Consider the following 22,954-nt stretch of genomic DNA (forward strand, 5'->3'; position numbering starts at 1 on the left):
GGTGTCCCTCCGGCCCTTACTGCCTGTCGAGCGCCCAGACCGTCGGCATGCCGGACCAGAGCTTGTCCAGGCCCTTCAGGCTGGTGCGCGCGGCGAAGGCGGCCGAGTACTGGCCGGCGTTGATGTAGGGCACGGCCTCGTAGGCGCGGGCCTGGAAGGCGTCGAGCAGCTCCTTGCGCTTGGCGGGCACCGTCTCCTTCAGCCAGGCGGTGCGCAGGTCGTCCAGTTGCTTGTCGCATGGCCAGCCGGGCAGGGTGTTGCCGCAGGCCGCGCTCAGGTAGGCGTTGCTGATGGGCGAGTTGGCGTCGAATTCGCCGGCCACGGTGACGTACATGTTCCAGCCGCCCGCGTCGGGTGCGTCGCGCTTGGCGCGGCGCGCGCCGATGGAGGCCCAGTCCATGGTCTGGGCGTCGACGTTCAGGCCGATGCTCTTCATCGTCTGCGCGGCCATCAGCGCCTCTGCGTTCAGGTAGGGCACGTCGCTGGGCACCAGCAGCACCACCTTCTCGCCCTTGTAGCCGGCGTCGGCGAGCATCTTCTTGGCCTTTGCGACGTCGGCCTTGCGGTAGGGCTCGGCGCCGGCCGCGGTGTCGTTGGGGCTGCCGCAGATGAAGTAGGTGGCGCAGTAGGCCATGCGCATGTCGAGCGGGAAGCCCATGGCCGCCATGAAGCGCTCCTGGCTCACGGCCTGCAGCAGCGCCTGGCGCACCTTCGGGTTGTTGAAGGGCGGATGCAGCTGGTTCATCACCAGGAAGCCCTGGTAGGCGCCGCCGGAGCCGATCTTCACGCCCGTGTCGGTGCGCAGCGGCGCGATGTAGTCGGGCGGCAGCTGCTCGATGATGTCGACCTCGCCGCGCTTCAGCGCCGCTACCGCGCTGTTGGCATCGGGCAGGTAGAGCCACTCGACGCGGTCGAAGTTGCTCTTCTTGCTGCCGGCCAGCCCGCTCGGCGGCTCGCTGCGCGCCACGTAGTTGGGGTTGCGCACGAAGACGGCCTTGTTGCCCGGCACCCATTCGTCGCGCTTGAAGATGTAGGGGCCGGAGCCCAGCACTTCGGTCAGCGGTGCGGTGGCGGGCATCTTCGCCAGCCGCTCGGGCAGCACCACCGGCGGAAAGCCCGAGGGCTTGGCCAGCGCGTCGAGCACCATGCCGAAGGGCTCGGCGAGCGTGAGCGTGAAGCTGCGCGCGTCGGTGACCTTCCATTCGGCGCCGCTGGCCGTCATGGCGCGGCCCAGGCTGTCGCGCGCGGCCCAGCGCTGCAGCGACGCGACCGCGTCGGCCGAGGTGACGGCGCTGCCGTCGGAGAACTTGAGGTTGGGGCGCAGCGTGAAGCTCCACTGCTTGCCGTCCTTCGAGGCGGTGTACTTCTCCACCATCTGCGGCTGCGGCTGGCCGCTCGCGTCCTGCGCGAAGAGCGTGTCGTACACCATGTAGCCGAAGTTGCGCGAGATGTAGGCGGTGGTGAAGGTCGGGTCGAGGATCTTCAGGTCGGCATGCGCCACCACCTTCAGCGTCTTGGGCTGCGGCGTCTGGGCATGCGCGGGAAGGCTCGCCGCGAAGGCGGTGGAAAGGGCCAGGGCGGCGAGAGCGCCAAGCGTCCGTCGTTTCATCGTCGGTTCTCCGGTGAGGGCAGGCAGCAGGAAAAAAGGAAGGAAAGGCTCAGGCCGCGACGCCGATCGGCCACTTCGGCAGACGGGCCTTGCGATACGGCAGCGTGTTCAGGTCGAGCGTGACGGCGCCCGGCGCGCCCGCGTAGATGACGTGCTTCGCCACCTTGGAATACGACGCGTAGAAATGCTGGGAGGACTTCACGACGATGATCTTCTTCGCAGCGAGGTCGCAACCGAGCTGCGTGAACAGGTCGGTGCCCATCGCCTGGTTGCGCAGCGTGATCAGCACGATCTCGATGCCGTTGGCCTCGACCAGCGCGCTGTCGCCCATCAGCGTGGGCGTGCCGGCCAGGCCGGTCATCACCAGGTCGTGCTTCAGCGCCTTCACGGTGCATTCGACATCGAGCGGGTCGCCGGAAAGCGGGCTGATCTTGCCGCCGATGCGCATCGGCAGCTTCGCACCCACGCCCGCGTCGAAGGCGATGCGCACCGCGATCGGGTCCCACAGCGGGCCCAGTGCCGCGTTGGCAATGCCGCGCTCCACCATGCGGCGCAGGATGAAAGTGGAGTCGCTGGCCGCGCCGCCGCCGGGGTTGTCGGCGCCGTCGGAGATCACCACCGGGCCGCCGTCGAAGGCCAGCGCCTCGTCGAGCGATGCGTCGATGCCGGGGTAGTTCACGGTGAGGCCGTCGCGCATGGCGATGACCTCGTCGGCGAGCTGGCGCGCCAGCATGTCGGCCTTCGCCTTGTCGCCGTCGGTGTAGACCAGCACCTTGGTGCCCATCTCGGGCACGTCGCCCCACGAGAAGCCGTGCGTGAGCGAGATCGAGAGCACGCCGTCCTTGCCTTCGAGCGACTGCATGCGCTCGACGAAGCCGCGCGCCGGCTGGCGCGAGGTGTGCACCGTGACGATCATGTCGCAGTCGACCACCGCGGGCACCGGCCGCACCTTGCCCTCGACCGTGGCGGCGCAGATGTCGACCAGCTCCAGGCCGCGTTCGAGCACGTCGGTGTGCGGGTACTCCTTGAAGGAGATCATCACGTTCGCGTTGGAGATCATCTCCGGCGTGAGGTGGTTGTGCGGATCGAGCTCCGCGCCGATCACCACGTCGGGACCGACGATCTGCCGCACGCGCGCCAGCAGGTCGCCCTCGCAGTCGTCGTAGCCGTCGGCCACCATCGCGCCGTGCAGGCCGAGCAGCACCATGTCGACCGGCAGCACCGCGCGCAGGTCGTTCAGCAGTTCGTCGCGCAGCGTCTCGTAGGCGTGGCGCGTGGTGGTGCCGCTGGGCTGCGCGCCGGCCACCATGCCCTCGAACAGGGTCCAGCCCTTGTCGGCGCCGCGCATGCGCGCGGCCCACAGCGGGCCCGAGAACAGCGTCATCGCCTCGGGGTGCTTACCGGCGGGGAAGTAGCCACGGTCCTTGAAGGAGGCGAGGCCCGTAGGCATCGGGCCGAAGGTGTTGGTTTCGGTGGCAAGGGAAGCACTGAAGACGCGCATGGTCGGACCTCGTGGGGTGGTTCTGTTGTGTTGTTGGAGCAGGCCGGGCTCAGCCCGCGGCCGTGCGCAGCCGCTGCGGGCCCAGCATTTCCGCCGTGAGCCCGAAGGAGGCGATGCGCTCGGGCAGCGGCAGTCCGCGCGCCAGCGCGGCGCAGGCTTCGCCCATGGCGGCCGATGTCTGGATGCCGTAGCCGCCTTGCGCCGCTACCCAGAAGAAGCCGGGCACGCCGGGCTCGAAGCCGCCGACCAGGTCGCCGTCGGCCACGAAGGAACGCAGGCCGGCCCACGTGCGCGTGGGGCGGCGGATGGAGAGCGTGGTCGCTTCCTCGATGCGGTGCATGGCGATGGCGATGTCCATCTCCTCGGGCTGCACGTCCTGCGGCTCGACCGGGTCTGCGTTGGCCGGCGAGCCCAGCAGCATGCCGGCGTCGGGCTTGATGTACCAGCCTTCGTCGGCGCCGAACACCATGGGCCAGTGCGCCACGCTCTGGCCCTCGGGCGGCGCGAAGATGAATGCCGAGCGGCGACGCGGCTCGATGCCAAGCGGCGGCACACCGGCCATTTGGGCGATGGTGTCGACCCATGCGCCGGCCGCGTTGAGCACCACGGACGCTTCGTAGATTGCGCCGCCGGCTTCCACGCGCCAGCGATCGCCCTTGCGCTCGATGGCCGTCACGCCTGCATCGCACACCAGCTTGCCGCCCGCGCGACGCATGCCGCGCAGGTAGCCCTGGTGGATGGCGTGCACGTCCATGTCGGATGCATCGGGCTCGTAGACGGCGCCCTGCACCTGCTCGGGGCGCAAGGCCGGCACCATCTCGCACGCCTCTTCGCCGCTCAGGCGCGAGGCGCCAGTGTTCATGTCGCGCAGCACCTGCCAGTGGGCTTCGAGCTCGGCCATGTGCTCGGCGCCGGCGACCATCATCGCGCCGCGCGGCGTGAGCAGCGGGTGCTCGCTGAAGCCTTCGGGCGGATGCTCGAGGAAGGCCCGGCTCGCCATGGTGAGGGCGCGCACCTGCGCGGTGCCGTAGCTCTCCATGAAGAGGGCGGCGGAGCGGCCGGTGGAGTGGTAGCCCGGTTGCGATTCGCGCTCGAGAAGGATCACGCGTGCGTGCGGGGCGAGCCAGTGGGCCACCGAGGCCCCGGCGATGCCGCCGCCGATCACGAGGAAGTCAGCCACGACGGGCTCTGCAGTGCTGGAAGTCATCGGCGAAAAGTGTAGGAAGAAATTTGCGGATACGCAAATTGATTCAGGGGTGCCAAGGGGAAACCATGATGCACCGTGCTGGTGAAATTTGCGTTCGCGCAATTTGCGTATACGCAAATTCCGGGCCCGGGTCACGCGGGTTGGCATGGATGGCGCCCCTCTCGGCTGGCAGAATCTGCGGCACCACAAGAGAAAGCCAAGCGTGAATCCACACACAGGGACCAAGACGGGAACGAAGCCCAGGGACGAGCCGCCCACGCTGGACCGCGCCACCTTCGGCAACCGCCTGCGCGCCGCGCGCAAGCGCTTCGGCTGGACGCTGGCGCAGCTGGCCGAGCGCTCGGGCGTGTCGATCACCACCATCTCACGCGCCGAACGCGGCCAGCTCGCGCTGGGCTACGAGAACTTCACCGCGCTGGGCCGTGCGCTCGACATGGACATGAACGCCATGTTCGCGGGCGCCGGCGTCAAGCCCGCGCAGCTCGACGGGCCGGTGGTCACGCGCGCGGGCAAGGGCGTGGTCTACAAGGGGCTGTCCATCGCCTACGAGTTCCTCGGTACCACCGCGGCAGGCAAGCAGATGAGCCCCATCGTCGGCACGGTGCACGCGCGCAAGATCCACGGTCCGGAAGACTTCGTGCGGCATGGCGGCGAGGAGTTCGCCTATGTGCTGTCGGGCGAGATCGAGGTGCACTTCGACAACGGCGAGGTGGTGCGCATGGCGAAGGGCGATTCGCTCTACTTCGACAGCCGCCTGGGCCACGCGTACATCAGCGTGAGCCGGCAACTGGCGCGCATCGTCGGCATGACCATCGGTGAGAGCGGGCACATGCAGTCGGCCCGGGAGGGAGAGGGGCGCGCCATGCCGGCACCGGTCGCCCACAAGAGCGAGAGGCCCGTTGCGTCGGCGTTGCCCGTGAAGGCGTCGAGGGGGCAGTCGAAGTCCGCTCGGAAAGCCGCAGCAACAAGGGGCGCATAGCCGCCCTGGGCCGTGTCTCCGATTTGCTCGCCGCGCGAGGCCGCATGGCTATGCTGTGCGCCGTCATCCACTCCAGAGAAAAGACCATGACCTCGCGTCCGCCTTCATTCCCGCTTCGCTCCATGGCCCTGGCCTGCGGCCTCGTGCTCGGCGCCGCTGCCGCCCACGCCGCACCCGACGCGAAGCTGCTCGCCGCCGCCGAGAAGGCGCAGCCCGCGGTGATCGACAACCTCAAGGAGATGGTGTTGATCGAATCGGGCAGCCTGAATGTCGACGGCCTGCTCAAGATGGCCGATGTGGTGGAAGGGCGCCTGAAGGCGGCCGGCTTCAAGACCGAGCGCCGCAAGGCGACGGCCGGCGCGGGCGCCGACATCGTGATCGGCACGCTCAAGGGCACGGGCAAGCGCAAGATCATGCTGCAGGGCCACATGGACACGGTGTACGCGCCGGGCATCCTCGGCAGCCAGCCCTACAAGGTCGACGGCAACCGCATCTACGGTCCCGGCATCGCCGACGACAAGGGCGGCCTCGCGGTCATGCTGGCCTCGCTGAAAATCCTGGCCGATGCCGGCTGGCGCGACTACGACACGCTCACCGTGCTCATGAACCCCGACGAGGAAGTAGGCTCGCTCGGCTCCGGCGAGCTGATCGCGACCATGGCCGACCAGCACGACACGGTGCTGTCCTTCGAGCCGACGGTGGCGAAGTCGGTGGTCAAGGGCGAGTCGCTGCTGCTCGGCGCGGCCGGCATCGCCACCGCCACGCTCGAGGTGAAGGGCCGCGCGTCGCATGCGGGCGCGGCGCCCGAACTGGGCCGCAATGCGCTGTACGAGCTCTCGTACCAGATGCTGCAGACCAAGGACCTCGCCAAGGACATTCCCGGCGCCACGCTCAACTGGACCGTGGCACGCGCCACCGGCCCGCTCAACCAGATCACCGAAAAAGCGCAGGCGCAGGGCGACATCCGCATCACGCAGCCCGGCGCCGAGAAGAAGCTCGCCGAGGCGCTGCAGGCGAAGATCGCGTCGGGCAAGCTGATTCCCGACACCGAGACCACGGTGAAGGTGGAAGTGGGCCGCCCGGCCTTCATCGCGGGCGACAAGGGCCGCGCGCTGGCCGAGAAGGCACAGGCCATCTACAAGGAAATCGACCGCGACCTCGCGCTGACGCCCATGACCGGCGGCGGCACCGACGCGGGCTACGCGGGCCGCTCGGGCAAGGCCACGGTGGTGGAGAGCTTCGGCCTCGCTGGCTTCGGCTACCACGCACGCGACGAGTACATCGAAGCCGACTCGATCGTGCCGCGCCTGTACCTCGTCACGCGCCTGCTGACCGAGATCGGCAAGAACTGAGGCTGCGGATAGGCGCCACCGCGACGGTGCAGTCGAGGCGGCGCGGGCGCGCTACTGCTGCTGTTGCCTCGGGTCGCCGGGGCGGTGCTGCTGGTGTTGCTGTTGCTGCTGGCGTGCCGCGGCAGCGGCCGCCATGCGTTGCTGCTGCTGTTGTTGCTGGGCCTGCTGCTGTTGCTGCATGGCCTGCATCTGCTGTTGTTGCTGTCGCATGCGCGCGGCCTGCTGCTGGGCCTGCTGCTGCGCCTGTTGCTGCGCCTGTTGTTGCCGGCGCATCTGCTCCTGCTGCGCTGCCTGCTGTTGCTGCTGGCGAGCCTGGTTCTGTGCCTGCTGTTGCTGCATGGCCTGCTGGCGCTGGATCTGCTCCTGTTGCCGCTGCGCCTGTTGTTGCGCGCGCGCCTGTTGATCGGCCTGCTGCTGGCGGCGCATCTGCTCCTGCTGACTCTGCTGGTTGCGTGATTGTTCGAGCTGGGCCTGCTGTTGGCGCCGTTGCTCCTGCGCGGCCTGTTGCTGCTGGCGTTGCTGCGCGAGCTGTGCCTGTTGTTGGGCTTGCTGTTGCTGCTGTTGAGGCTGCATCAGGCCTCGCGCCTGGCGAGCCTGCTGGTCGCGCGCCTGCTGCTGGGCCTGTTGCTGCGCCTGTTGTTGCCGGCGCGTCTGCTCCTGCTGCTGCGCCTGCTGTTGCTGCTGGCGGGCCTGGTTCTGTGTCTGCTGTTGCTGCATGGCCTGCTGGCGCCGGACTTGCTCCTGTTGCCGCTGCTGGGCTTGCTGTTGCGCACGAGCCTGTTGTTGTTGCTGTTGGGTGAGCGCGGCCTGCTGCTGGAGGCGTTGTTGCTGCTGTTGCTGTGCCTGCTGTTGCTGCTGGGCGAAGAGGGCCCGCTGCTGTTGCTGCTGCAGTTGCTGCGCGGCCCCCGGGCCCGCTGCGAAATTGGGCGGCGCTCCCGGAGGCAGCGCGCCTCGCGGTCCGGCATTGTTGTTGTAGACATTGACGTTGCGCACGTTGTTGACCACCGTGGTTGAGCGCGAGACGTAGGTGCTGTTGTTGTAGACCACGGCGGGCCGCGCGAAGGCCGGCTGAGGGGCGGGGCCCCGGTCGCGCCAGCGCGGTGCGCCCCAGTTCATGTTCCACGAGTGCCAGCCCCAGTTGTGGCGCTCGAGCGCGGCACCCACGATCACGCCCGTGCCGAAGGCGAGCGCGCCGGCGGCCAGCACCTGGCCGCTGCTGTAGCCCGGCGACACCACCTGGACCGGCGGTGCGTAGGCATAGCCCGGATACACCGGCTGCGGCGCACCGTAGATCACCTCCGGATCGTAGGCGGGAACGTACACCACATCAGGCTGCACGGGCTCGATGGTGATGAACTCCTGCGGCGGCTCGATAACCGCGGGGCCCGCATACACGGGCTGCACGTCGGGCGCGGGCGCATAGTTCGGCGGCGGCGCGGCTGTGACCACGCGCATCTTGTCGTTGTTCTTGAGGCGGCCGGCCTTCGCCGCGCGCTGGCGCATGACCTGGATCGCGTTCATCACGTCGGCCGGGTCGTTGTAGTAGGCCTGCCCGAGCGCCTGGGTCCAAGGGATGTTGCCGGCCATCTGGTCGATGACGGGGCGGAATGCGGTGAGCGACTTCACGCTCGGGTCCCAGGGCTGCTGGTTGGCCGCATCGGCCAGCGGGCCTGCTTTGAGATTGCGGTTCTGCGCGAGCCAATCGTGCGCCGCTGTGATCTGATCGGGGTAGGTGGCGCCGGCCAGGATCTGCGCGACCAGCTTGTCCGGATACAGCGCAATGGGGGCGACCATCTGGTAGAGCTGCTCGGCGCTGGGCGGCGTGTAGGCGGCCTGAACAGGAGCGGCCGTAGGCGGCTGCGTCTGCGGCACGGACGGGGCAGGGATGCCGGTCGCCGGGTCCTGTGCCGAAACAGCGGCAGTGGGCGTGCTCGGGGACTTGTCGCAGCCTGCGAGGACGAGGGCGCCGATGCACAGCGAGATCGTCAACAGCCGCGGGGCGGTGGAGAGATTTTTTGTCATCTGGAGTTCCATGAGGACGCCGGCGTCGTGCCCGGAACTTCTTCAACGGTGCCCGGCTGCAGGCGATGACAGAGCCTGCGCCGTGGATGCAACGGTCTGTGTCGGCTCCCTGCCGTCAAGCCTGTCGGCGCAGAACCACACGGCCCGGAGGCCATCGCCTCCGGTGCCCGATGGCGGCAGCAGCCGCCGGCCTTACTTGGAGCCGCCGGTGTACTTGGTGACGGTGGCCGCGCTCACGTGATAGCCGCTCACGCCCATCATCGAATCGTTGCGCAGGGTCTGCAGCTTGCCGGTGACCCACACGGTGTCCATCGCGCGGAACTTGGCACCCTTCTGCGGCACCACGTGCAGGATCTGGTTGGCCGGCGGCGGCGGCGTGTGGATGCAGGCGCCGAAGTAGGGCACCAGCAGGAACTCGGTGACTTCGCCCTTGGCTTCCTCGAGCGGCACGATGAAGCCGGGGATCTTGATCTCGGTGCCGTTCATCGCGGGGTTGGTCGGTGCGTTGTTCGACACCTCCTGCATCTTCATGAGCAGCTCGTTGGCGCGCGGGTCGCCGTCGTCGAGCGCGCTCAGGTCCATGCCCTTGAACTCCTTGGCCGGGTCCCAGTCCTTGGGCACCAGCTCTTCCCAGGTGATCTGGCGCGGCTGGCCCGGCGTGGCCTTGGCCGGCGTCGCGGGGGTGGCCTTGCCGCCCAGCGGATTGGTGGCGGTGGTGTCCTTGGGGGCGGGCTCCGCGGCCCATGCGGCGGCCGCGAGGCCGGCACCGGCGATCAGCATTGAAAGCCGCATGAAAGCTTTGCTGGTGGAGGTCGCGTGTGTGAAAGGCATGGTTCAAATCCTCGGCGAGAGGCCGTCTGCAAGGGAGAGTCGATAGGCGCGGATGCCGGGCAGCAGGCTCGCCAGCCATCCGGCGACCAGCAGGCTCGCCATCAGCAGCCATTCGTTCAGTGTAGGTTCGGAAAGGCTCAGTGTCAGCCCGAACTGCGACTGCAGCCATGGCGAGAGCAGGGCGATGCCCAGCACCGCCATCACGAGGCCCAGCGCGACGCCCAGCACGGTGACCATCGCGCCTTCGAGCGCGAGCAGGGCCAGCACATGCCGCAGGCCCGCGCCCACGGCACGCAGCACCGCGAGCTCGCGGCGCCGCTCGTTGAGGCCCGCCATCACCACCGACACCAGCCCCGCGAGGCTCACCAGCGCCACCAGCGCAGACATCAGCAGCAGCGCGTTCTCGCCGATGCCGATCACGCTCCACAGCTCGTCGAGCGCCACGCCGGGCAGGATGGCCATCAGCGGCTCGCCGGTGTAGGTCGAGATCCAGCGCTGCACGCCGAACACGGCCGCGCGGTTCTTCAGGCCCACCAGCACGGCTGTCACGTTCTTGGGTGTGAGGTCGAACTTGCGCACCTGCTCCGGCGAGATGTGCACGCCCGGCATCGGCGCGCCGCCCACCCATTCGAGGTGGATGGCCTCCATGGCCGCGAGGCCGATGTGCACCGTGCGGTCGACCGGCGTGCCGGTGCGCGCGAGCACGCCGACCACGGTGAAGGGCTTGTCCGCATGCTCGGCCACGTTGAGCTCGCCGCTGCCGTGCGCGAGCGTGATCTTCTGGCCCACGTGGTAGCCGAGCTTGTCGGCCACCTCGGCGCCCACCACCGCGTCGAACAGCTCGCTGAAGGGCTTGCCCTCGCGCAGCTTCAGCGTCTGCCTGTCGCCGTAGCGGAAGTGCGTGAAGTAGTCGGTGGACGTGGCCAGCACCGCGAAGCCGCGATGCGAATCGCCCAGCGACAGCGGCACCACCCAGTCGACGCCCGGATGCGCCGACAGCGCCTGCACGCTTTTCCACGAGATGTTGTTGGTGGCCGCGCCGATGCGGAACACCGAGTACAGCAGCAGCTGCGTGGAGCCGGTGCGTGCGCCGACGATCAGGTCGGTGCCCGAGACGGACGATGCGAAGTTCTCGCGCAGCTCGGTGCGGATGCGTTCCACGCCCAGCAGCAGGAATGTGGAGAGCGCGATGGAGAACACCGTCAGCGCGAGCGTGAAGCGCCGGTTCCAGGCGCTGCGCCATGCAATGGAGAAGAGCGCTTTCATGCATCCACCGCCATCGCGCTGGTGGCGGCGCGGTTGATCTCGGGCAGCAGCACATGCCGCGCGAAGCGCTGCGCGATGCGTTGGTCGTGGCTCACGAACACGAGCGCGCTGTGGTGCTCGGCGCAGGCCGTGAGCAGCACGTCGAGAAAGGCTTCGCGCCGGTCCTCGTCGAGCGCGGAGGTGGGCTCGTCGGCGATCACCACCTCGGGCTGGCCGATGAGTGCGCGCGCCGCGGCCACGCGCTGCTGCTGGCCCACGGAGAGCTGCAGCGCCTGGCGGTTCCACAGGTTGCGGTCCAGGCCCATCTGGTCGAGCAGGTGTTCGGCTTCGCCACGCGAGCTGCCGTTGCGCGATGCATTGGCCTCGCGCCGCTGCGAGAAGCGGCAGGGCAGCAGCACGTTGTCGATCACGCTCAGGTAAGGCAGAAGATTGAACTGCTGGAAGATGTAGCCCACGTGCGCCACGCGGCTGCGGTCGCGCTGCGTGCCCGAGAGCTTCGACCAGTCGTGGCCCAGCAGCGTGACACGGCCTTCGTCGGCCACCAGCACGCCGGCCAGCAGCGAAAGCAGCGTGCTCTTGCCGCAGCCGCTGGGCCCATGCAGGAACACCGACTCGCCTGCCGAGATGCGAAAGGCCTCGATGTCGATGCACGGGGCCTTGGCCGAAGGCCATGTGAAGCGCAGCGCCTCGGCCGCGAGCACGACGCGCAGGGCCGAGGAGGCCTGCGCCGAAGGGAGGTCGCTCACGGCGTCACTTGCCCCAGCTCAGGCGTGCGGGCTGGGCCGCCTGCGCGCCGGCGGGGCGCTTGAGCTGGCGCTTGAACTGGCCCTGCGCGGTGGCGATCTGCGAGTCGATCTGGCGCAGGCCCTTGAAGGCGCCGAACAGGTTCAGGTCGATGAACTTCGCGGCGGCCGCGTTGGTGCAGTTGAAGGAGAAGGTGGCGTCGAGGTCGGCGTGGCCGACGGGCTCGTTGGGGTCGGGGTTGCCGAGACCCAGCGCGCCGGAACGCAGGTCGACCGGGCCCAGCTTGCAGTTGGCGGCGGGGTCGACGATGAAGAGCTTGTCGGCCGCGCGCAGCTGGGCGACGGCGTCTTCGACGATCTTCTTCTCGGCATCGGTCTTGGGTGCGCGCTCGAAGCCCACGATGTTGTCGAGCGGGGATTCCATGTCGATCACCACCGTGGGGCCGTCGACGGCCACGTCGAGCTTGAGCTGGCCGTGCACGTGGGCGTGCTGCTGCTGGGCCTGGGCGGTGAGGAACGGTGCTGCCGCGAGGAGCGCGGCTGCGATTGCGAGACCGGTGGTGCGTCGGAGTCGGATGTGCTTCATGGTTCAGCGCCTTGCCGGGTCGGCAGCCCCGGCGTGTTGCTCCATTCGCTCCAGCTGCCGGCATAGAGCGCGGTCGTCCCGAATCCCGCGATCTGCATGGCGAGCAGGTTTGGCACGGCGCTCACGCCGCTGCCGCACTGGTGGACGACTGTCGCCGCATCACGTCCCGCGAGCAGCGCTTCGAACTCGGCACGCAATTGCGATGCCGGCTTGAACTTGCCGTCGGGACCGATGTTGTCGGCGAAAGGCCGGTTCAGGGCCCCGGGGATGTGACCGGCGATCGGGTCCAGAGGTTCCACCTCGCCGCGGTAACGCGCACCGGCGCGTGCGTCGATCAGGTTCTGGTCAGGCTGGCCGAGCCGGCGCAACACTGTTTCGGTGGTCACGAGCTTCGCGATGGGCTCGCCCGCGACGAAGTTCGACTGGAAGCGGGCTGGCTCCTCGCGGCCGGTGACCTCGCCGCCAGCGGCCTGCCAGGCCTGCAGTCCGCCGTCGAGCACGGCCACCGCGTCGTGGCCCATCCACTTGAGCATCCACCACAGGCGGCCGCAGTAGTTGGCGCCGTTGCGGTCGTACACCACGGCCTGCATGTCGTTGGCGAAGCCGATGCCGGAGAGCCACGCCGCGAACTTCTCGCGGCTGGGCAGCGGGTGGCGTCCGCCCGATGCGGGCACGCCGTCCTCCTGCGCCACGACGACTTCGCCATGCGCGCCGGGGGCGCCGTGCTTGGCGCTGAGGTCGGTGTCGAGGTTGGCGTAGAGAGCGCCCGGAATGTGTGCAGTCGCGTACTGCTGCGCGCCGGCTTCGGGCTTCATCAGGTCGAAGCTGCAGTCGAACACCATGAAAGGCTTGCCGCTGGCCTGCAGCTGCTGCAGCTGCTCGGCGGAGATGAGGGTGTCGTACATGGCGCTTGCTCCTTGGGGAATCTGGAAATGCACGCTGCCTGCTTCAGTGTTCCTCGGCCGGGGCCTTGGGCACGGCCCGTTGTCGCAACACTGTTGCAGCAATGCCGCTCGCGATGATAAGGGTCATGCCCGCCCAGCCGGCCGCGTCGATCCGGTCATCGAACAGCACGACGCCGTAGAACGCGGCGAACACGATGCCCGAATACTGCAGGTTCGCAACCACCAGCGTGCCGGCCTGTGTCTTGGCGGTGGCGTAGGCGCGCGTCATGCACAGCTGGCCGAGCGCGGCGAGCAGGCCGATGGGCAGCAGCCACAGCGCATGCTCCCACGTCCAGGAAGTGCCGCCCGAAAAACCGGTGAACGTGGTGGCGATGGCGCCGGCCACGGCCGAGCCGACCGCGAAGTAGAAGACGGTACGCAGTTCGGGCTCGCCGATGCGCGACAGCGCCACCACCTGCATGTAGGCGAAGGCGGCCGTCAGCCCCGACAGCAGTCCCAGCAGGCCCGCGAAACCCTCGTTGCCGTTCACGCTGGGCTTGAGCATGAGCACCACGCCGACGAAGCCTGCGAGCACCGTCATCGCCAGCGCGCCCTGCAGCGGCGGGCGCTCCACGCGGCCGTCGCGACCGGGCACGGGCACCCAGGCCAGCAGCGCGCCGCCGACCAGGAAGGCCGCGACCCACACGCTGCTCATGTAGTTGAGCGTGACGGCGGTGGCCAGCGGCATGTGGGCGATGGCATAGAACCACGCACCCAGCGACACCACGCCGATGGTGCTGCGCCAGGCGTGCATGCCGGGGTAGCGCGTGGCCAGCGACACGCCGCGGTTGCGGGCCAGCAGCCAGAGGAAGACGATGCCGATCAGGCCGCGCCCGAGCACCATCTCGCCGCTGTTGAACCACGCCGAGGCGACTTTCACGACCACGCTCATCGTGGCGAACAAAAAGGCCCCCAGCACCATCCACAGCGCTTGCACTATTGGTTCTCCCCCAGGCTTCGCGCACTTCGTGTCGCTTCTCCTACCCCCTCACCGGGGGCAACACCAACGGCCCGGCAAAGCCGGTTCCGTGGTGTTCCTGGAACACCCGTCGATGCGGCAGCCATCGGCTCAGGCGTTCTGCATCGCGCTGCGGTACCACTCGTGGAACTGCTGCATGCCGTCTTCCATCGGGCTCTGGTAGGGGCCGGTCTCGTTGTCGCCGCGCAGCATCAGCGCGCGGCGCCCGGCATCCATGCGCTCGGCGATCTCGTCGTCTTCCACGCAGGTCTCCATGTAGGCGGCCTGCTGGGCCTCGACGAACTCGCGCTCGAAGGCGACGATTTCCTCGGGGTAGAAGAACTCGACCATGTTGAGCGTCTTCGTCGGGCTCACGGGGTGCAGGGTCGACACCGTGAGCACGTGCGGATACCACTCGACCATCACGTGCGGGTAGTAGGTCAGCCAGATGGCGCCGTACTTCGGCGGCTTGCCCTCGCGGTACTTGAGCAGCTGCTCCTGCCACTTCTGGTAGACCGGGCTGCCCGCGCGGCCCAGGCGGTTGGCCACGCCCACCGTCTGCACCGAATAGCGCGGCTTGAACTCCCAGCGCAGGTCGTCGCAGGTGACGAAGCTGCCCAGGCCGGGGTGGAAGGGGCCGACGTGGTAGTCCTCGAGGTAGACCTCGATGAAGGTCTTCCAGTTGTAGTTGCACTCGTGCAGCTCGACGCGGTCGAGCGCGTAGCCCGAGAAGTCGAGGTCGGCCTGCGGGCCGAGGCCGGCCATGTCGGCCGCCACGTCGGGGCCAGAGCCGTCGGGGTTCTTCTCGAACAGCAGGCCGTTCCACTCGGTGAGCGGGTAGTTATGCAGATTCAGGCAGGGGTCCTGCTCGAAGTGGGGGGCGCCGATCAGCGTGCCGGTGGTGCGCGGGTCGCTCGCGGCGTAGGTCCAGCGGTGCAGCGGGCACACGATGTTGCCGCCGGACTGGCTCTCGAGCTGGCCCCGGCCCTTCAGGATCAGGGCCTGGCGGTGGCGGCAGACGTTCGAAATCAGTTCCACGCCCTTGGGCGTGTGGACGAGCGCACGGCCCTGGTGCTCCTGGGGCAGGGTGTGGAAGTCGCCCATCTCGGGCACGGCCAGGCGATGGCCGACATAGCGGGGCCCTCGCGAGAAAAGGTTCTGCATCTCGCGGGCGAAGAGCGCCTCGTCGAAATACGCGGAAACTGGAAGTTGGCTCGCGGCCTGCTGCAGTTGAAGACTTAAATCAGACATGGAGGACCTGACCAAGCTCCCCACAGGGAGAAAAGGAAGAAAAGAACGGAAGGCGCCGCCAGGAGGATTCGGCTGCCCGGAGCAGTGTTGAACGTCGTCAACGAGAGAAGTTCGCATTGTACCCGGGGCCATTTTTTTGGCCTCCCGGCTTCCCGCGGCATTTCGCAATGTGCGATAGGTCTCCGCAAGGGCGAGGGGCGGCCCGCCCGCCACTTGTTCCGGTCACGGTCCTAAAATGCCTCGTTTCACCCACGTTTCGCTTGCATGCCCAAGGTGCCTCCCCCTTCCTCGTCCAGCCCGGCGGCAACGCCCGACACGGGTCCGATGCCAGCCAGTTACGAAGCCGGGCTCCAGGAACTGGAGCAACTGGTGGCGGAACTCGAGTCGGGCCAGCTTCCGCTGGACCAGCTGCTAGTCAGCTACCAGCGCGGCGCGGCGCTGCTGGCCTTCTGCCGCGACAAGCTGCAGGCGGTCGAAGACCAGATCAAGGTGCTCGATTCGGGCAGCCTGAAGGTCTGGACGCCTGAATGAGCGCCGCCACGCTGAATTCCGCGCCCTGGGACGCCCGCACGCTTGCCGGCTGGAGCGAACCCCACCTGGCGAATGTCGAATCTGCGCTGTCGCGCTGGGTCGGTGTCGATGCCCCTGTGCTGCTGGGCGACGCCATGCGCTACGCCGTGCTCGACGGCGGCAAGCGCCTGCGGCCGCTGCTGGTGCTGGCCGCCAGCGAGGCCGTTGGCGGCAATGCTGCCGCCGCTCTGCGCGCAGCCTGCGCCACCGAGTTGATCCACGCCTATTCGCTGGTGCACGACGACTTGCCGTGCATGGACAACGACGTGCTGCGCCGTGGCAAGCCCACGGTGCACGTCAAGTTCGGCGAGGCCGATGCCCTGCTGGCCGGCGACGCCCTGCAGGCCCTGGCCTTCGAACTGCTCACCCCCGAGGGCGATGAAATTCCCGCCGCCACCCAGGCCCTGCTGTGCCGACTGCTCGCGCGCGCCGCGGGCAGCCAGGGCATGGCTGGCGGCCAGGCCATCGACCTGGCCAGCGTCGGCATCGCCTTGAACGAAGCGCAGCTGCGCGAGATGCACCGCCTGAAGACCGGCGCGCTGCTGCAGGGCAGCGTCGAGATGGGCGCCGCCTGCGGCACGGTGAGCGCCGCGGCGCTGGCCGCGCTGCGCGACTACGGCGCGGCCATCGGCCTCGCGTTCCAGGTGGTCGACGACATCCTCGATGTCACGGCCGACTCGCAGACCCTCGGCAAGACCGCCGGCAAGGACGCCGCGGCCGACAAGCCCACCTACGTGTCGCTGCTCGGCCTCGACGGCGCCCGCGCCCAGGCCCGCCAGCTGCTGGCCGACGCGCTCGCCGCACTGGAGCGCAGCGGCCTGGCCGATACCGCGGCGTTGCGCGCGCTGGCCCACATGGTCGTCGACCGCGATCGCTGAGAGAAAAGAACAAACCTCCCCCATGGCTGCTCCGCTGCTTCCCACACTCCACGACCCTTCGCCCATCCGCAAATACGACCGGGCCCAGCTGCGCCAGCTGTCCGACGAGGTGCGCGCCTGCGTGCTCGACAACGTCTCCCGCACCGGCGGCCACCTGAGCTCGAACCTGGGCACGGTGGAACTGACGGTCGCGCTGCACCACGTGTTCAACACGCCGCACGACCGGCTCGTGTGGGACGTGGGCCACCAGACCTATCCGCACAAGATCCTCACGGGGCGGCGCGAGCGCATGCCCACGCTGCGGCAGATCGGCGGCATCTCGGGCTTTCCGCAGCGCACCGAGAGCGAGTACGACACCTTCGGTACCGCCCACTCGTCGACCAGCATCTCGGCCGCCCTCGGCATGGCCATGGCCGCCAAGCAGAAGGGCGAGGACCGCCACACGGTGGCCATCATCGGCGACGGCGCGCTCACGGCCGGCATGGCCTTCGAGGCGCTGAACAACGCGGGCGTGTGCGACTGCAAGCTGCTGGTGATCCTGAACGACAACGACATGTCGATCAGCCCGCCGGTGGGTGCGCTCAACCGCTACCTCGCGCAGCTGATGAGCGGCAACTTCTACGCCGCCGCCAAGAACGTCGGCAAGAGCGTGCTGCGCAACGCGCCGCCGCTGTTCGAGCTGGCCAAGCGGCTGGAGCAGCATGCCAAGGGCATGGTGGTGCCGGCCACGCTGTTCGAGCAGTTCGGCTTCAACTACGTGGGCCCCATCGACGGCCACGACATCGATTCGCTGGTGCCCACGCTGGAGAACCTCAGGCACCTCGACGGCCCGCAGTTCCTGCACGTGGTCACGAAGAAGGGCCAGGGCTACAAGCTGGCCGAGGCCGACCCCGTGGCGTACCACGGCCCCGGCAAGTTCGATCCGCAGGTCGGGCTGGTCAAGCCGGCTTCGGCGCCCAAGCAGACCTTCACGCAGGTGTTCGGCCAGTGGCTGTGCGACACCGCAGCCGCGGACGGCCGTCTCGTGGGCATCACGCCCGCGATGCGCGAGGGCTCCGGGCTCGTCGAATTCGAGAAGCGCTTTCCGGACCGCTACTACGACGTTGGTATCGCCGAGCAGCATGCCGTGACCTTCGCCGCCGGCCTGGCCTGCGAGGGGCTGAAGCCGGTGGTCGCGATCTATTCGACCTTCCTGCAGCGCGCCTACGACCAGCTCATCCACGACGTGGCGATCCAGAACCTGCCGGTGGTGTTCGCGCTCGACCGCGCGGGCCTCGTCGGTGCCGACGGTGCGACGCATGCGGGCGCCTATGACATCCCGTTCCTGCGCTGCATTCCGAACATGAGCATCGCCTGCCCGGCCGACGAGCGCGAAACCCGCCAGCTGCTGACGAGCGCCTACGAGCAGAGCCACCCTGTGGCGGTGCGCTATCCGCGCGGCTCGGGTGCCGGCGCGGCGCCGCATCTCACGCTCGACGCGCTGCCCTTCGGCAAGGGCGAGATCCGCCGCGAGGGCAAGGGCATCGCCATCCTCGCCTTCGGCACGCTGCTGTACCCGGCGCTCACGGCGGCCGAGTCGCTCGATGCAACCGTGGTCAACATGCGCTGGGCCAAGCCGCTCGATGTCGAGCTGCTGCTGAAGGTCGCGGGCACGCACGATGCCATCGTGACGCTGGAAGAGGGCGCGATCATGGGCGGCGCGGGCAGCGCGGTGCTCGAGGCGCTGCAGGCCGCCGGCGTGCAGAAGCCGGTGCTGCAGCTGGGCCTGCCCGACCGCTTCATCGAGCATGGCGATCCGGCCAGGTTGCTTGCCTCCATCGGGTTGGACTCGATCGGCATCGAGGCGTCGATCCGCGAGCGCTTCGTTCGCGCCAGCAGCAACAGCGCAGGGTAAACCCGCCCCGGGGCGTGTAAGCGCGTTTTTACAATCCCCGGGACTTACACAAAAGTCCCCAACGCGGTCACAAGCCGCGTTTCGTTTTTTCAAAGAACTCGGAGAGCTATCTAATGGATCGTCGTTCCCTCATCAAAAACGCCGGCATTGCGGGCGTTCTGGCTGCCGGCATCGCACCCGCGGTTCACGCGCAAGCCGCCGTCCGCTGGCGCCTGGCGTCGAGCTTTCCCAAGTCGCTGGACACCATCTTCGGCACCGCCGAGGTGTTCGCGAAGAGCGTCAGCGACATGACGGGCGGCAAGTTCCAGATTTCCGTTCATGCCGGCGGCGAGCTGATGCCCGCGTTCGGCGTGGTCGACGGCGTGCAGAACGCCTCGGTCGAGATGGCCCACACGGCCCCGTACTACTTCTACGGCAAGGACCCGACCTTCTGCCTGGGCTGCGCGGTGCCCTTCGGCATGAACACCCGCCAGCAGAACGCCTGGATGTACGAAGGCAACGGCCTGAAGCTGATGCGCGCCTTCTACGCCAAGTACAACATCATGAACCTGCCGGGCGGCAACACGGGCGCGCAGATGGGCGGCTGGTTCCGCAAGGAGATCAAGTCGGTCGCCGACCTGAAGGGCCTGAAGTTCCGCACCAACCCGTTCGCCGGCAAGGTGCTCGAGCCCTTCGGCGTGATCCCGCAATCCATTCCCGGCGCCGACCTGTACCCCGCGCTCGAGAAGGGCACGCTGGACGGCCTGGAGTGGGTCGGCCCCTACGACGACCAGAAGCTGGGCTTCAACAAGATCGCCCCGTTCTACTACTACCCCGGCTGGTGGGAAGGCGGCCCCGAGCTGGACTTCTACATCAACACCAAGGCGTGGGAAGGCCTGTCGGCCGAGTACAAGGCGATCGTCGAGGCGGCTGCCGCGCACGCCAACATCACAATGACGGCCAAGTACGACTCGAAGAACCCGATCGCGCTGAAACAGCTCGTGGGCTCGGGCACCAAGCTGCGTCCGTTCTCGCAGGACGTCATGAACGCCGCCTTCAAGTCGGCCCAGCAGATCTACTCGGACCTGAACAACACCAACCCCGAGTGGAAGAAGATCTACGGCGACTGGTCGAAATTCCTGGCCGACCAGAACGCCTGGTTCCGCTATACCGAAGGCACCTTCGACCGCTTCATGCAGCAGCAGAAGCTGTAAGAGGTCTCGCCTCGTCGAACAGGAAGCCCTGCCGGTCCCGGCGGGGCTTTTTTTCGTCGATGCGCAGCTTTCCACTTTCCAGCAGGTCCCGCCCGATGCTCCGAACGTCGTCCTTCGCCGCGTTGCTCTTCATGGCCGCGCTTGCTCCGGCCGCCCAGGCCGCTGGCGGCACGGGCATCTACACGCTGCCGTGGAACACGCCCGGCGAGGTGCTGGAGTACCGCTCCTGCGGCTGCGGCGATTCGTGCTGGGTGGCCGAGCTGCGCGATGCGCGCACGAAGACGCTGAAGGGCCGGCTGCGCTGCGATTGCGAGCGGCTCCACGCGACGGTGGGTCCGAAGGGCAAGGAGAGGGCGCAGGCCGCCATTTGCCCGGCCGGTGAGGGCGCCGGCAAGCCGCAGGCCGTCGGCGAAGCGATGCGGCTGCTGCTGCGCCGATAGGGTTCGCTATGCCTGCGGCGGCGCAGGCGGAATGGTCCGCTTCGCCACCTGCTCGCCGAAGGCCACGAGCACGGCCGCATCGGCTGAATGGAACCATGTCATGCCGCCGAAGCGCCGGCGCACCAGCAGGCGCGGCGCGATCACGCGCTCCAGCATGCGGATGTGCACCAGCTTCAGCTGTGCCACTTCCTGCGCGCTCACGCGCTTGTCCCAGAGCCATGTCTGCACCAGCACGTCGCCCTCGAGCCGGGTGCGGCTGTAGACGATCCAGTAGCCGACCCACACCACGCACAGCGCCGCGACGCCCATCACCACCAGCGCGCTGGCCGACCAATCGGCCGTGCGCAGCGAGGGCAGGCTCCAGATCGCGAATGCGAAGAGATCGATGACGAGCACCACCGCCAGCGTGCGCAGCAGCGGCGGGAAGGCGGGGCTTTCGATGATGCCCCCGGCCGTGTCGTTGCCGGGGCTGTTGTCGTCGTCTTGTTGTTTTGGTTCTTCAGCCGGGCCGTGGGCTTGGTCGCTCACGGCTTGGTGGCTTCACCGGAAGCCGGTGGCGCATCGGTGGACGGCGGCGGTGTGGAGGGTTCGTCCTTCTTCTCGTTGCCGAACGGGTCTTCCATGTTCACGCCGTTGTTCTCGGGCGAGGTTGGCTGCTCTTCCACCGGCATGTCGAGGTTGACCTTGTCGATGTCGACGACCTTTTCCTTCTCGAGGAACACGGTGACCGTCTGCGGGAAGAAGATCACGATGGCCACCAGCAGCAGCTGCATCGCCACCCAAGGCACCGCGCCCAGGTAGATGTCGCGCGATTCCACCTTCTTGGGCAGCGCCCCGTTCTTGAAGAGCGTGTCCGCTATGCCGCGCAGGTAGAACAGCGCGAAGCCGAAGGGCGGGTGCATGAACGAGGTCTGCATGTTCACGCACAGCAGCACGCCGAACCACACCATGTCGATGCCCAGCTTGTGGGCCACCGGGCCCAGCAGCGGCAGGATGATGAAGGCGATCTCGAAGAAGTCGAGGAAGAACGCGAGGAAGAACACGAAGATGTTCACCGCGATCAGGAAGCCGACCTGCCCGCCGGGCAGGCCCGAGAGCATGTGCTCGATCCACTTGGCGCCGTCCACGCCCTGGAACACCAGCGAGAACACGCGCGAGCCGATCAGGATGAACACCACCATGGCCGTCAGGCGCATGGTGCCTTCCATGGCGTCCTTCAGCAGCTGCCAGTTCAGGCGGCGGTGGATCAGCGCCAGCACCAGCGAGCCCACCGCGCCCATGGCGCCCGCTTCGGTCGGCGTGGCGATGGCCTTGTCCATGAAAGGCAGGCCGCCCATCGAGCCGAGCACCGCGAAGATCAGGATGGCCGAGGGAATGATGCCGCGCAGGCACTTGCCCCATAGCGCCCAGCCGTTGAGCGTGCGCGCGCTGGCCGGCAGGCCCGGCACGTAACTCGGGTAGAGGCGCCCGACCAGGAAGGTGTAGATCGCGAAGATCAGCACCTGCAGGATCGAGGGGCCCCATGCGCCCTTGTACATCTGGCCCACGTCGGTGCCGAGCTGGTCGGCCATGACGATCAGCACCAGCGACGGCGGCACCAGCTGCGTGATGGTGCCCGAGGCCGCCAGCACGCCGGTGGAGTAGCGCATGTTGTAGCCGTAGCGCATCATGATCGGCAGCGAGATCATCGCCATCGCGATCACCTGGCCGGCCACCGTGCCGGTGATGGCGCCGAGGATGAAGCCCACGATGATCACCGAGTAGCCGAGGCCGCCGCGCACCGGGCCGAAGAGCTGGCCCATGGAGTCGAGCATGTCCTCGGCCAGCCCGCATTTCTCCAGTACCGCTCCCATCAATGTGAAGAACGGGATGGCGAGCAGCGTTTCGTTGGAGAGGATGCCGAAGACGTTCAGCGGCAGGTTGGCCATGAAGCCGGCCGGGAACCAGCCCATCTCGATGGCGAAGAAGCCGCAGATCAGGCCGAGGGCCGAGAGCGAGAACGCGACCGGGAAGCCGATCAGCATGATCACCACGAGCCCCGCGAACATGATCGGGGCGAAATTTTCCATGTGCATTTCTACTTGTCCTGCGGTGCGGGAGAGGGCGAAGGCGTGAGGGCGCGGGGAACTGCGCCCGTCACTGCACCGGCTTCTCGTAGTGCGTGTCCATCTCGATCAGGCCGCGCAGGTAGGCGATGCGCTTGATGATTTCCGAGACGCCCTGCAGGAACATCGCCGCGAAGCCCACCGGCATCAGCAGCGCGGCGGGCCAGCGGATGAGGCCGCCGATGTTGCCCGACATCTCGCCCGTGACCCACATGTTCCAGAAGAAGGGCCAGGTGAGGTAGGTGAAGAGGCCCATCACCGGAAGCAGGAAGAAGATCAGGCCGAACAGGTCCACGTAGACCGGCCCGTAGCCCTTGAGCTTGCCGTAGATGATGTCCACGCGCACGTGCTCGTTGAAGCGCAGCACCACGGGGGCGCCCAGCATCACGGTGGCGGCGAACAGGTACCACTGGATCTCCAGCCAGGCGTTGCTGCTGAAATCGAGCCCATAGCGGATGAGTGCGTTGCCGGCCGAGATGAGCGATGCCGCGAGGACGGCGTAGCCGGCGATCTTGCCGAGTTTTTCGCTGATCCAGTCCATGCCGGTCGCGAACTTGAGGAATGCAGACAAGGGGGTGTCTCCCACGAATCCCGATGATGGAGCGCCGGCCCCTGGTGGGGGCTG

Annotated in this window: 21 protein-coding genes; 7 read left to right on the forward strand and 14 right to left on the reverse strand. The window is 68.0% G+C overall.

The window, feature by feature from the left end:
* Window positions 1-16: 16 nt before the first annotated feature.
* Genes ABL838_RS08865 through ABL838_RS08875 form a run of 3 tightly spaced genes read right to left on the reverse strand, consistent with a single transcriptional unit; the run spans window position 17 to window position 4,317 of the window.
* The gene (locus ABL838_RS08865; protein ID WP_418125078.1) at window positions 17-1,609 is read right to left on the reverse strand and encodes an ABC transporter substrate-binding protein; all 1,593 of its coding nucleotides are present in this window, start codon (window positions 1,607-1,609) and stop codon (window positions 17-19) included.
* Window positions 1,610-1,658: 49 nt separating this feature from the next.
* A complete protein-coding gene (locus ABL838_RS08870; RefSeq protein WP_418125079.1) occupies window positions 1,659-3,110 on the reverse strand; it encodes a M81 family metallopeptidase in 1,452 nt (483 codons plus the stop codon).
* Between the two features lie 49 nt (window positions 3,111-3,159).
* Window positions 3,160-4,317 carry an NAD(P)/FAD-dependent oxidoreductase gene (locus ABL838_RS08875; RefSeq protein ID WP_418125080.1) on the reverse strand — a complete coding sequence of 386 codons (1,158 nt, stop codon included), beginning with the start codon at window positions 4,315-4,317 and terminating at the stop codon, window positions 3,160-3,162.
* 202 nt (window positions 4,318-4,519) lie between these two features.
* Between ABL838_RS08875 and ABL838_RS08880 the strand changes: the two genes are divergently transcribed.
* Together ABL838_RS08880 and ABL838_RS08885 are read left to right on the forward strand one after the other, a co-directional pair.
* Window positions 4,520-5,296, forward strand: a complete 777-nt coding sequence (locus ABL838_RS08880) for a helix-turn-helix domain-containing protein (protein WP_369659072.1) — start codon at window positions 4,520-4,522, stop codon at window positions 5,294-5,296.
* Between the two features lie 86 nt (window positions 5,297-5,382).
* Window positions 5,383-6,648: a glutamate carboxypeptidase gene (locus tag ABL838_RS08885; protein WP_184635730.1), complete on the forward strand. Its 1,266-nt coding sequence runs from the start codon at window positions 5,383-5,385 to the stop codon at window positions 6,646-6,648.
* Between the two features lie 51 nt (window positions 6,649-6,699).
* Here the strand turns inward: ABL838_RS08885 and ABL838_RS08890 are convergent, their stop codons facing one another.
* From ABL838_RS08890 to ABL838_RS08925, 8 genes are all read right to left on the reverse strand, one after another.
* Complete coding sequence (locus ABL838_RS08890) at window positions 6,700-8,670, reverse strand: DUF3300 domain-containing protein (protein WP_418125081.1); 1,971 nt, start codon at window positions 8,668-8,670, stop codon at window positions 6,700-6,702.
* Between the two features lie 192 nt (window positions 8,671-8,862).
* Entirely contained in the window at window positions 8,863-9,501 is a 639-nt protein-coding gene (locus tag ABL838_RS08895; RefSeq protein WP_418125082.1) for a DUF3299 domain-containing protein, read from the reverse strand.
* A gap of 3 nt (window positions 9,502-9,504) precedes the next feature.
* Window positions 9,505-10,767: an ABC transporter permease gene (locus ABL838_RS08900; RefSeq protein WP_126022861.1), complete on the reverse strand. Its 1,263-nt coding sequence runs from the start codon at window positions 10,765-10,767 to the stop codon at window positions 9,505-9,507.
* Window positions 10,764-11,513, reverse strand: coding sequence for an ABC transporter ATP-binding protein (locus ABL838_RS08905; protein ID WP_418125083.1), 750 nt, complete (start codon window positions 11,511-11,513; stop codon window positions 10,764-10,766). Before ABL838_RS08905 ends, ABL838_RS08900 begins: the two co-directional genes overlap by 4 nt.
* A gap of 4 nt (window positions 11,514-11,517) precedes the next feature.
* Complete coding sequence (locus ABL838_RS08910) at window positions 11,518-12,096, reverse strand: DUF2796 domain-containing protein (protein ID WP_126022863.1); 579 nt, start codon at window positions 12,094-12,096, stop codon at window positions 11,518-11,520.
* The gene (locus tag ABL838_RS08915; protein WP_418125084.1) at window positions 12,093-13,001 is read right to left on the reverse strand and encodes a sulfurtransferase; all 909 of its coding nucleotides are present in this window, start codon (window positions 12,999-13,001) and stop codon (window positions 12,093-12,095) included. The genes ABL838_RS08910 and ABL838_RS08915 overlap by 4 nt, the downstream gene beginning before the upstream one ends.
* A gap of 43 nt (window positions 13,002-13,044) precedes the next feature.
* Window positions 13,045-13,962 (reverse strand): DMT family transporter, encoded by a 918-nt coding sequence (locus ABL838_RS08920; RefSeq protein ID WP_418125851.1) that lies wholly within the window; start codon window positions 13,960-13,962, stop codon window positions 13,045-13,047.
* A gap of 147 nt (window positions 13,963-14,109) precedes the next feature.
* The gene (locus ABL838_RS08925; RefSeq protein ID WP_184635741.1) at window positions 14,110-15,249 is read right to left on the reverse strand and encodes an aromatic ring-hydroxylating oxygenase subunit alpha; all 1,140 of its coding nucleotides are present in this window, start codon (window positions 15,247-15,249) and stop codon (window positions 14,110-14,112) included.
* Between the two features lie 264 nt (window positions 15,250-15,513).
* On the opposite strand from ABL838_RS08925, the gene xseB reads away from it, so the two are divergent.
* The 5 genes from xseB (at window position 15,514) to ABL838_RS08950 (ending at window position 20,224) form a co-directional block, all read left to right on the forward strand.
* On the forward strand, window positions 15,514-15,780 hold the full coding sequence (xseB, locus tag ABL838_RS08930; protein WP_130425965.1) for an exodeoxyribonuclease VII small subunit: 267 nt from the start codon (window positions 15,514-15,516) through the stop codon (window positions 15,778-15,780).
* The gene (locus ABL838_RS08935; protein WP_369659063.1) at window positions 15,777-16,697 is read left to right on the forward strand and encodes a polyprenyl synthetase family protein; all 921 of its coding nucleotides are present in this window, start codon (window positions 15,777-15,779) and stop codon (window positions 16,695-16,697) included. Before xseB ends, ABL838_RS08935 begins: the two co-directional genes overlap by 4 nt.
* A 22-nt stretch (window positions 16,698-16,719) precedes the next feature.
* Complete coding sequence (gene dxs, locus ABL838_RS08940; protein WP_418125085.1) at window positions 16,720-18,591, forward strand: 1-deoxy-D-xylulose-5-phosphate synthase; 1,872 nt, start codon at window positions 16,720-16,722, stop codon at window positions 18,589-18,591.
* 113 nt (window positions 18,592-18,704) lie between these two features.
* On the forward strand, window positions 18,705-19,784 hold the full coding sequence (locus ABL838_RS08945) for a TRAP transporter substrate-binding protein (RefSeq protein ID WP_418125086.1): 1,080 nt from the start codon (window positions 18,705-18,707) through the stop codon (window positions 19,782-19,784).
* 95 nt (window positions 19,785-19,879) lie between these two features.
* Window positions 19,880-20,224, forward strand: a complete 345-nt coding sequence (locus ABL838_RS08950) for a hypothetical protein (protein ID WP_418125087.1) — start codon at window positions 19,880-19,882, stop codon at window positions 20,222-20,224.
* Between the two features lie 6 nt (window positions 20,225-20,230).
* Here ABL838_RS08950 and ABL838_RS08955 read toward each other — a convergent pair whose 3' ends face one another.
* The 3 genes from ABL838_RS08955 to ABL838_RS08965 form a co-directional block, all read right to left on the reverse strand.
* A complete protein-coding gene (locus ABL838_RS08955) occupies window positions 20,231-20,752 on the reverse strand; it encodes a hypothetical protein (RefSeq protein ID WP_418125088.1) in 522 nt (173 codons plus the stop codon).
* Complete coding sequence (locus ABL838_RS08960; protein ID WP_184635750.1) at window positions 20,749-22,299, reverse strand: TRAP transporter large permease; 1,551 nt, start codon at window positions 22,297-22,299, stop codon at window positions 20,749-20,751. The genes ABL838_RS08955 and ABL838_RS08960 overlap by 4 nt, the downstream gene beginning before the upstream one ends.
* 61 nt (window positions 22,300-22,360) lie before the next feature.
* A complete protein-coding gene (locus ABL838_RS08965; protein WP_176664638.1) occupies window positions 22,361-22,900 on the reverse strand; it encodes a TRAP transporter small permease subunit in 540 nt (179 codons plus the stop codon).
* Window positions 22,901-22,954 lie beyond the last annotated feature (54 nt).

Source organism: Variovorax sp. 160MFSha2.1, assembly GCF_048305075.1.
Classification (GTDB): Bacteria; Pseudomonadota; Gammaproteobacteria; order Burkholderiales; family Burkholderiaceae_C; genus Variovorax; species Variovorax guangxiensis.

Bases quoted from the DNA above. Each gene is read 5' to 3' on its own strand.
- ABL838_RS08870 (WP_418125079.1), bottom strand. From the start codon at position 3,110: ATGCGCGTCTTCAGTGCTTCCCTTGCCACCGAAACCAACACCTTCGGC.
- ABL838_RS08910 (WP_126022863.1), bottom strand. From the start codon at position 12,096: ATGAAGCACATCCGACTCCGACGCACCACCGGTCTCGCAATCGCAGCC.
- ABL838_RS08945 (WP_418125086.1), top strand. From the start codon at position 18,705: ATGGATCGTCGTTCCCTCATCAAAAACGCCGGCATTGCGGGCGTTCTG.
- ABL838_RS08890 (WP_418125081.1), bottom strand. From the start codon at position 8,670: ATGACAAAAAATCTCTCCACCGCCCCGCGGCTGTTGACGATCTCGCTG.
- ABL838_RS08895 (WP_418125082.1), bottom strand. From the start codon at position 9,501: ATGCCTTTCACACACGCGACCTCCACCAGCAAAGCTTTCATGCGGCTT.
- ABL838_RS08935 (WP_369659063.1), top strand. From the start codon at position 15,777: ATGAGCGCCGCCACGCTGAATTCCGCGCCCTGGGACGCCCGCACGCTT.
- dxs (WP_418125085.1), top strand. From the start codon at position 16,720: ATGGCTGCTCCGCTGCTTCCCACACTCCACGACCCTTCGCCCATCCGC.
- ABL838_RS08885 (WP_184635730.1), top strand. From the start codon at position 5,383: ATGACCTCGCGTCCGCCTTCATTCCCGCTTCGCTCCATGGCCCTGGCC.
- ABL838_RS08900 (WP_126022861.1), bottom strand. From the start codon at position 10,767: ATGAAAGCGCTCTTCTCCATTGCATGGCGCAGCGCCTGGAACCGGCGC.
- ABL838_RS08960 (WP_184635750.1), bottom strand. From the start codon at position 22,299: ATGCACATGGAAAATTTCGCCCCGATCATGTTCGCGGGGCTCGTGGTG.
- ABL838_RS08875 (WP_418125080.1), bottom strand. From the start codon at position 4,317: ATGACTTCCAGCACTGCAGAGCCCGTCGTGGCTGACTTCCTCGTGATC.
- ABL838_RS08920 (WP_418125851.1), bottom strand. From the start codon at position 13,962: ATGGTGCTGGGGGCCTTTTTGTTCGCCACGATGAGCGTGGTCGTGAAA.
- ABL838_RS08950 (WP_418125087.1), top strand. From the start codon at position 19,880: ATGCTCCGAACGTCGTCCTTCGCCGCGTTGCTCTTCATGGCCGCGCTT.
- ABL838_RS08925 (WP_184635741.1), bottom strand. From the start codon at position 15,249: ATGTCTGATTTAAGTCTTCAACTGCAGCAGGCCGCGAGCCAACTTCCA.
- ABL838_RS08915 (WP_418125084.1), bottom strand. From the start codon at position 13,001: ATGTACGACACCCTCATCTCCGCCGAGCAGCTGCAGCAGCTGCAGGCC.
- xseB (WP_130425965.1), top strand. From the start codon at position 15,514: ATGCCCAAGGTGCCTCCCCCTTCCTCGTCCAGCCCGGCGGCAACGCCC.
- ABL838_RS08865 (WP_418125078.1), bottom strand. From the start codon at position 1,609: ATGAAACGACGGACGCTTGGCGCTCTCGCCGCCCTGGCCCTTTCCACC.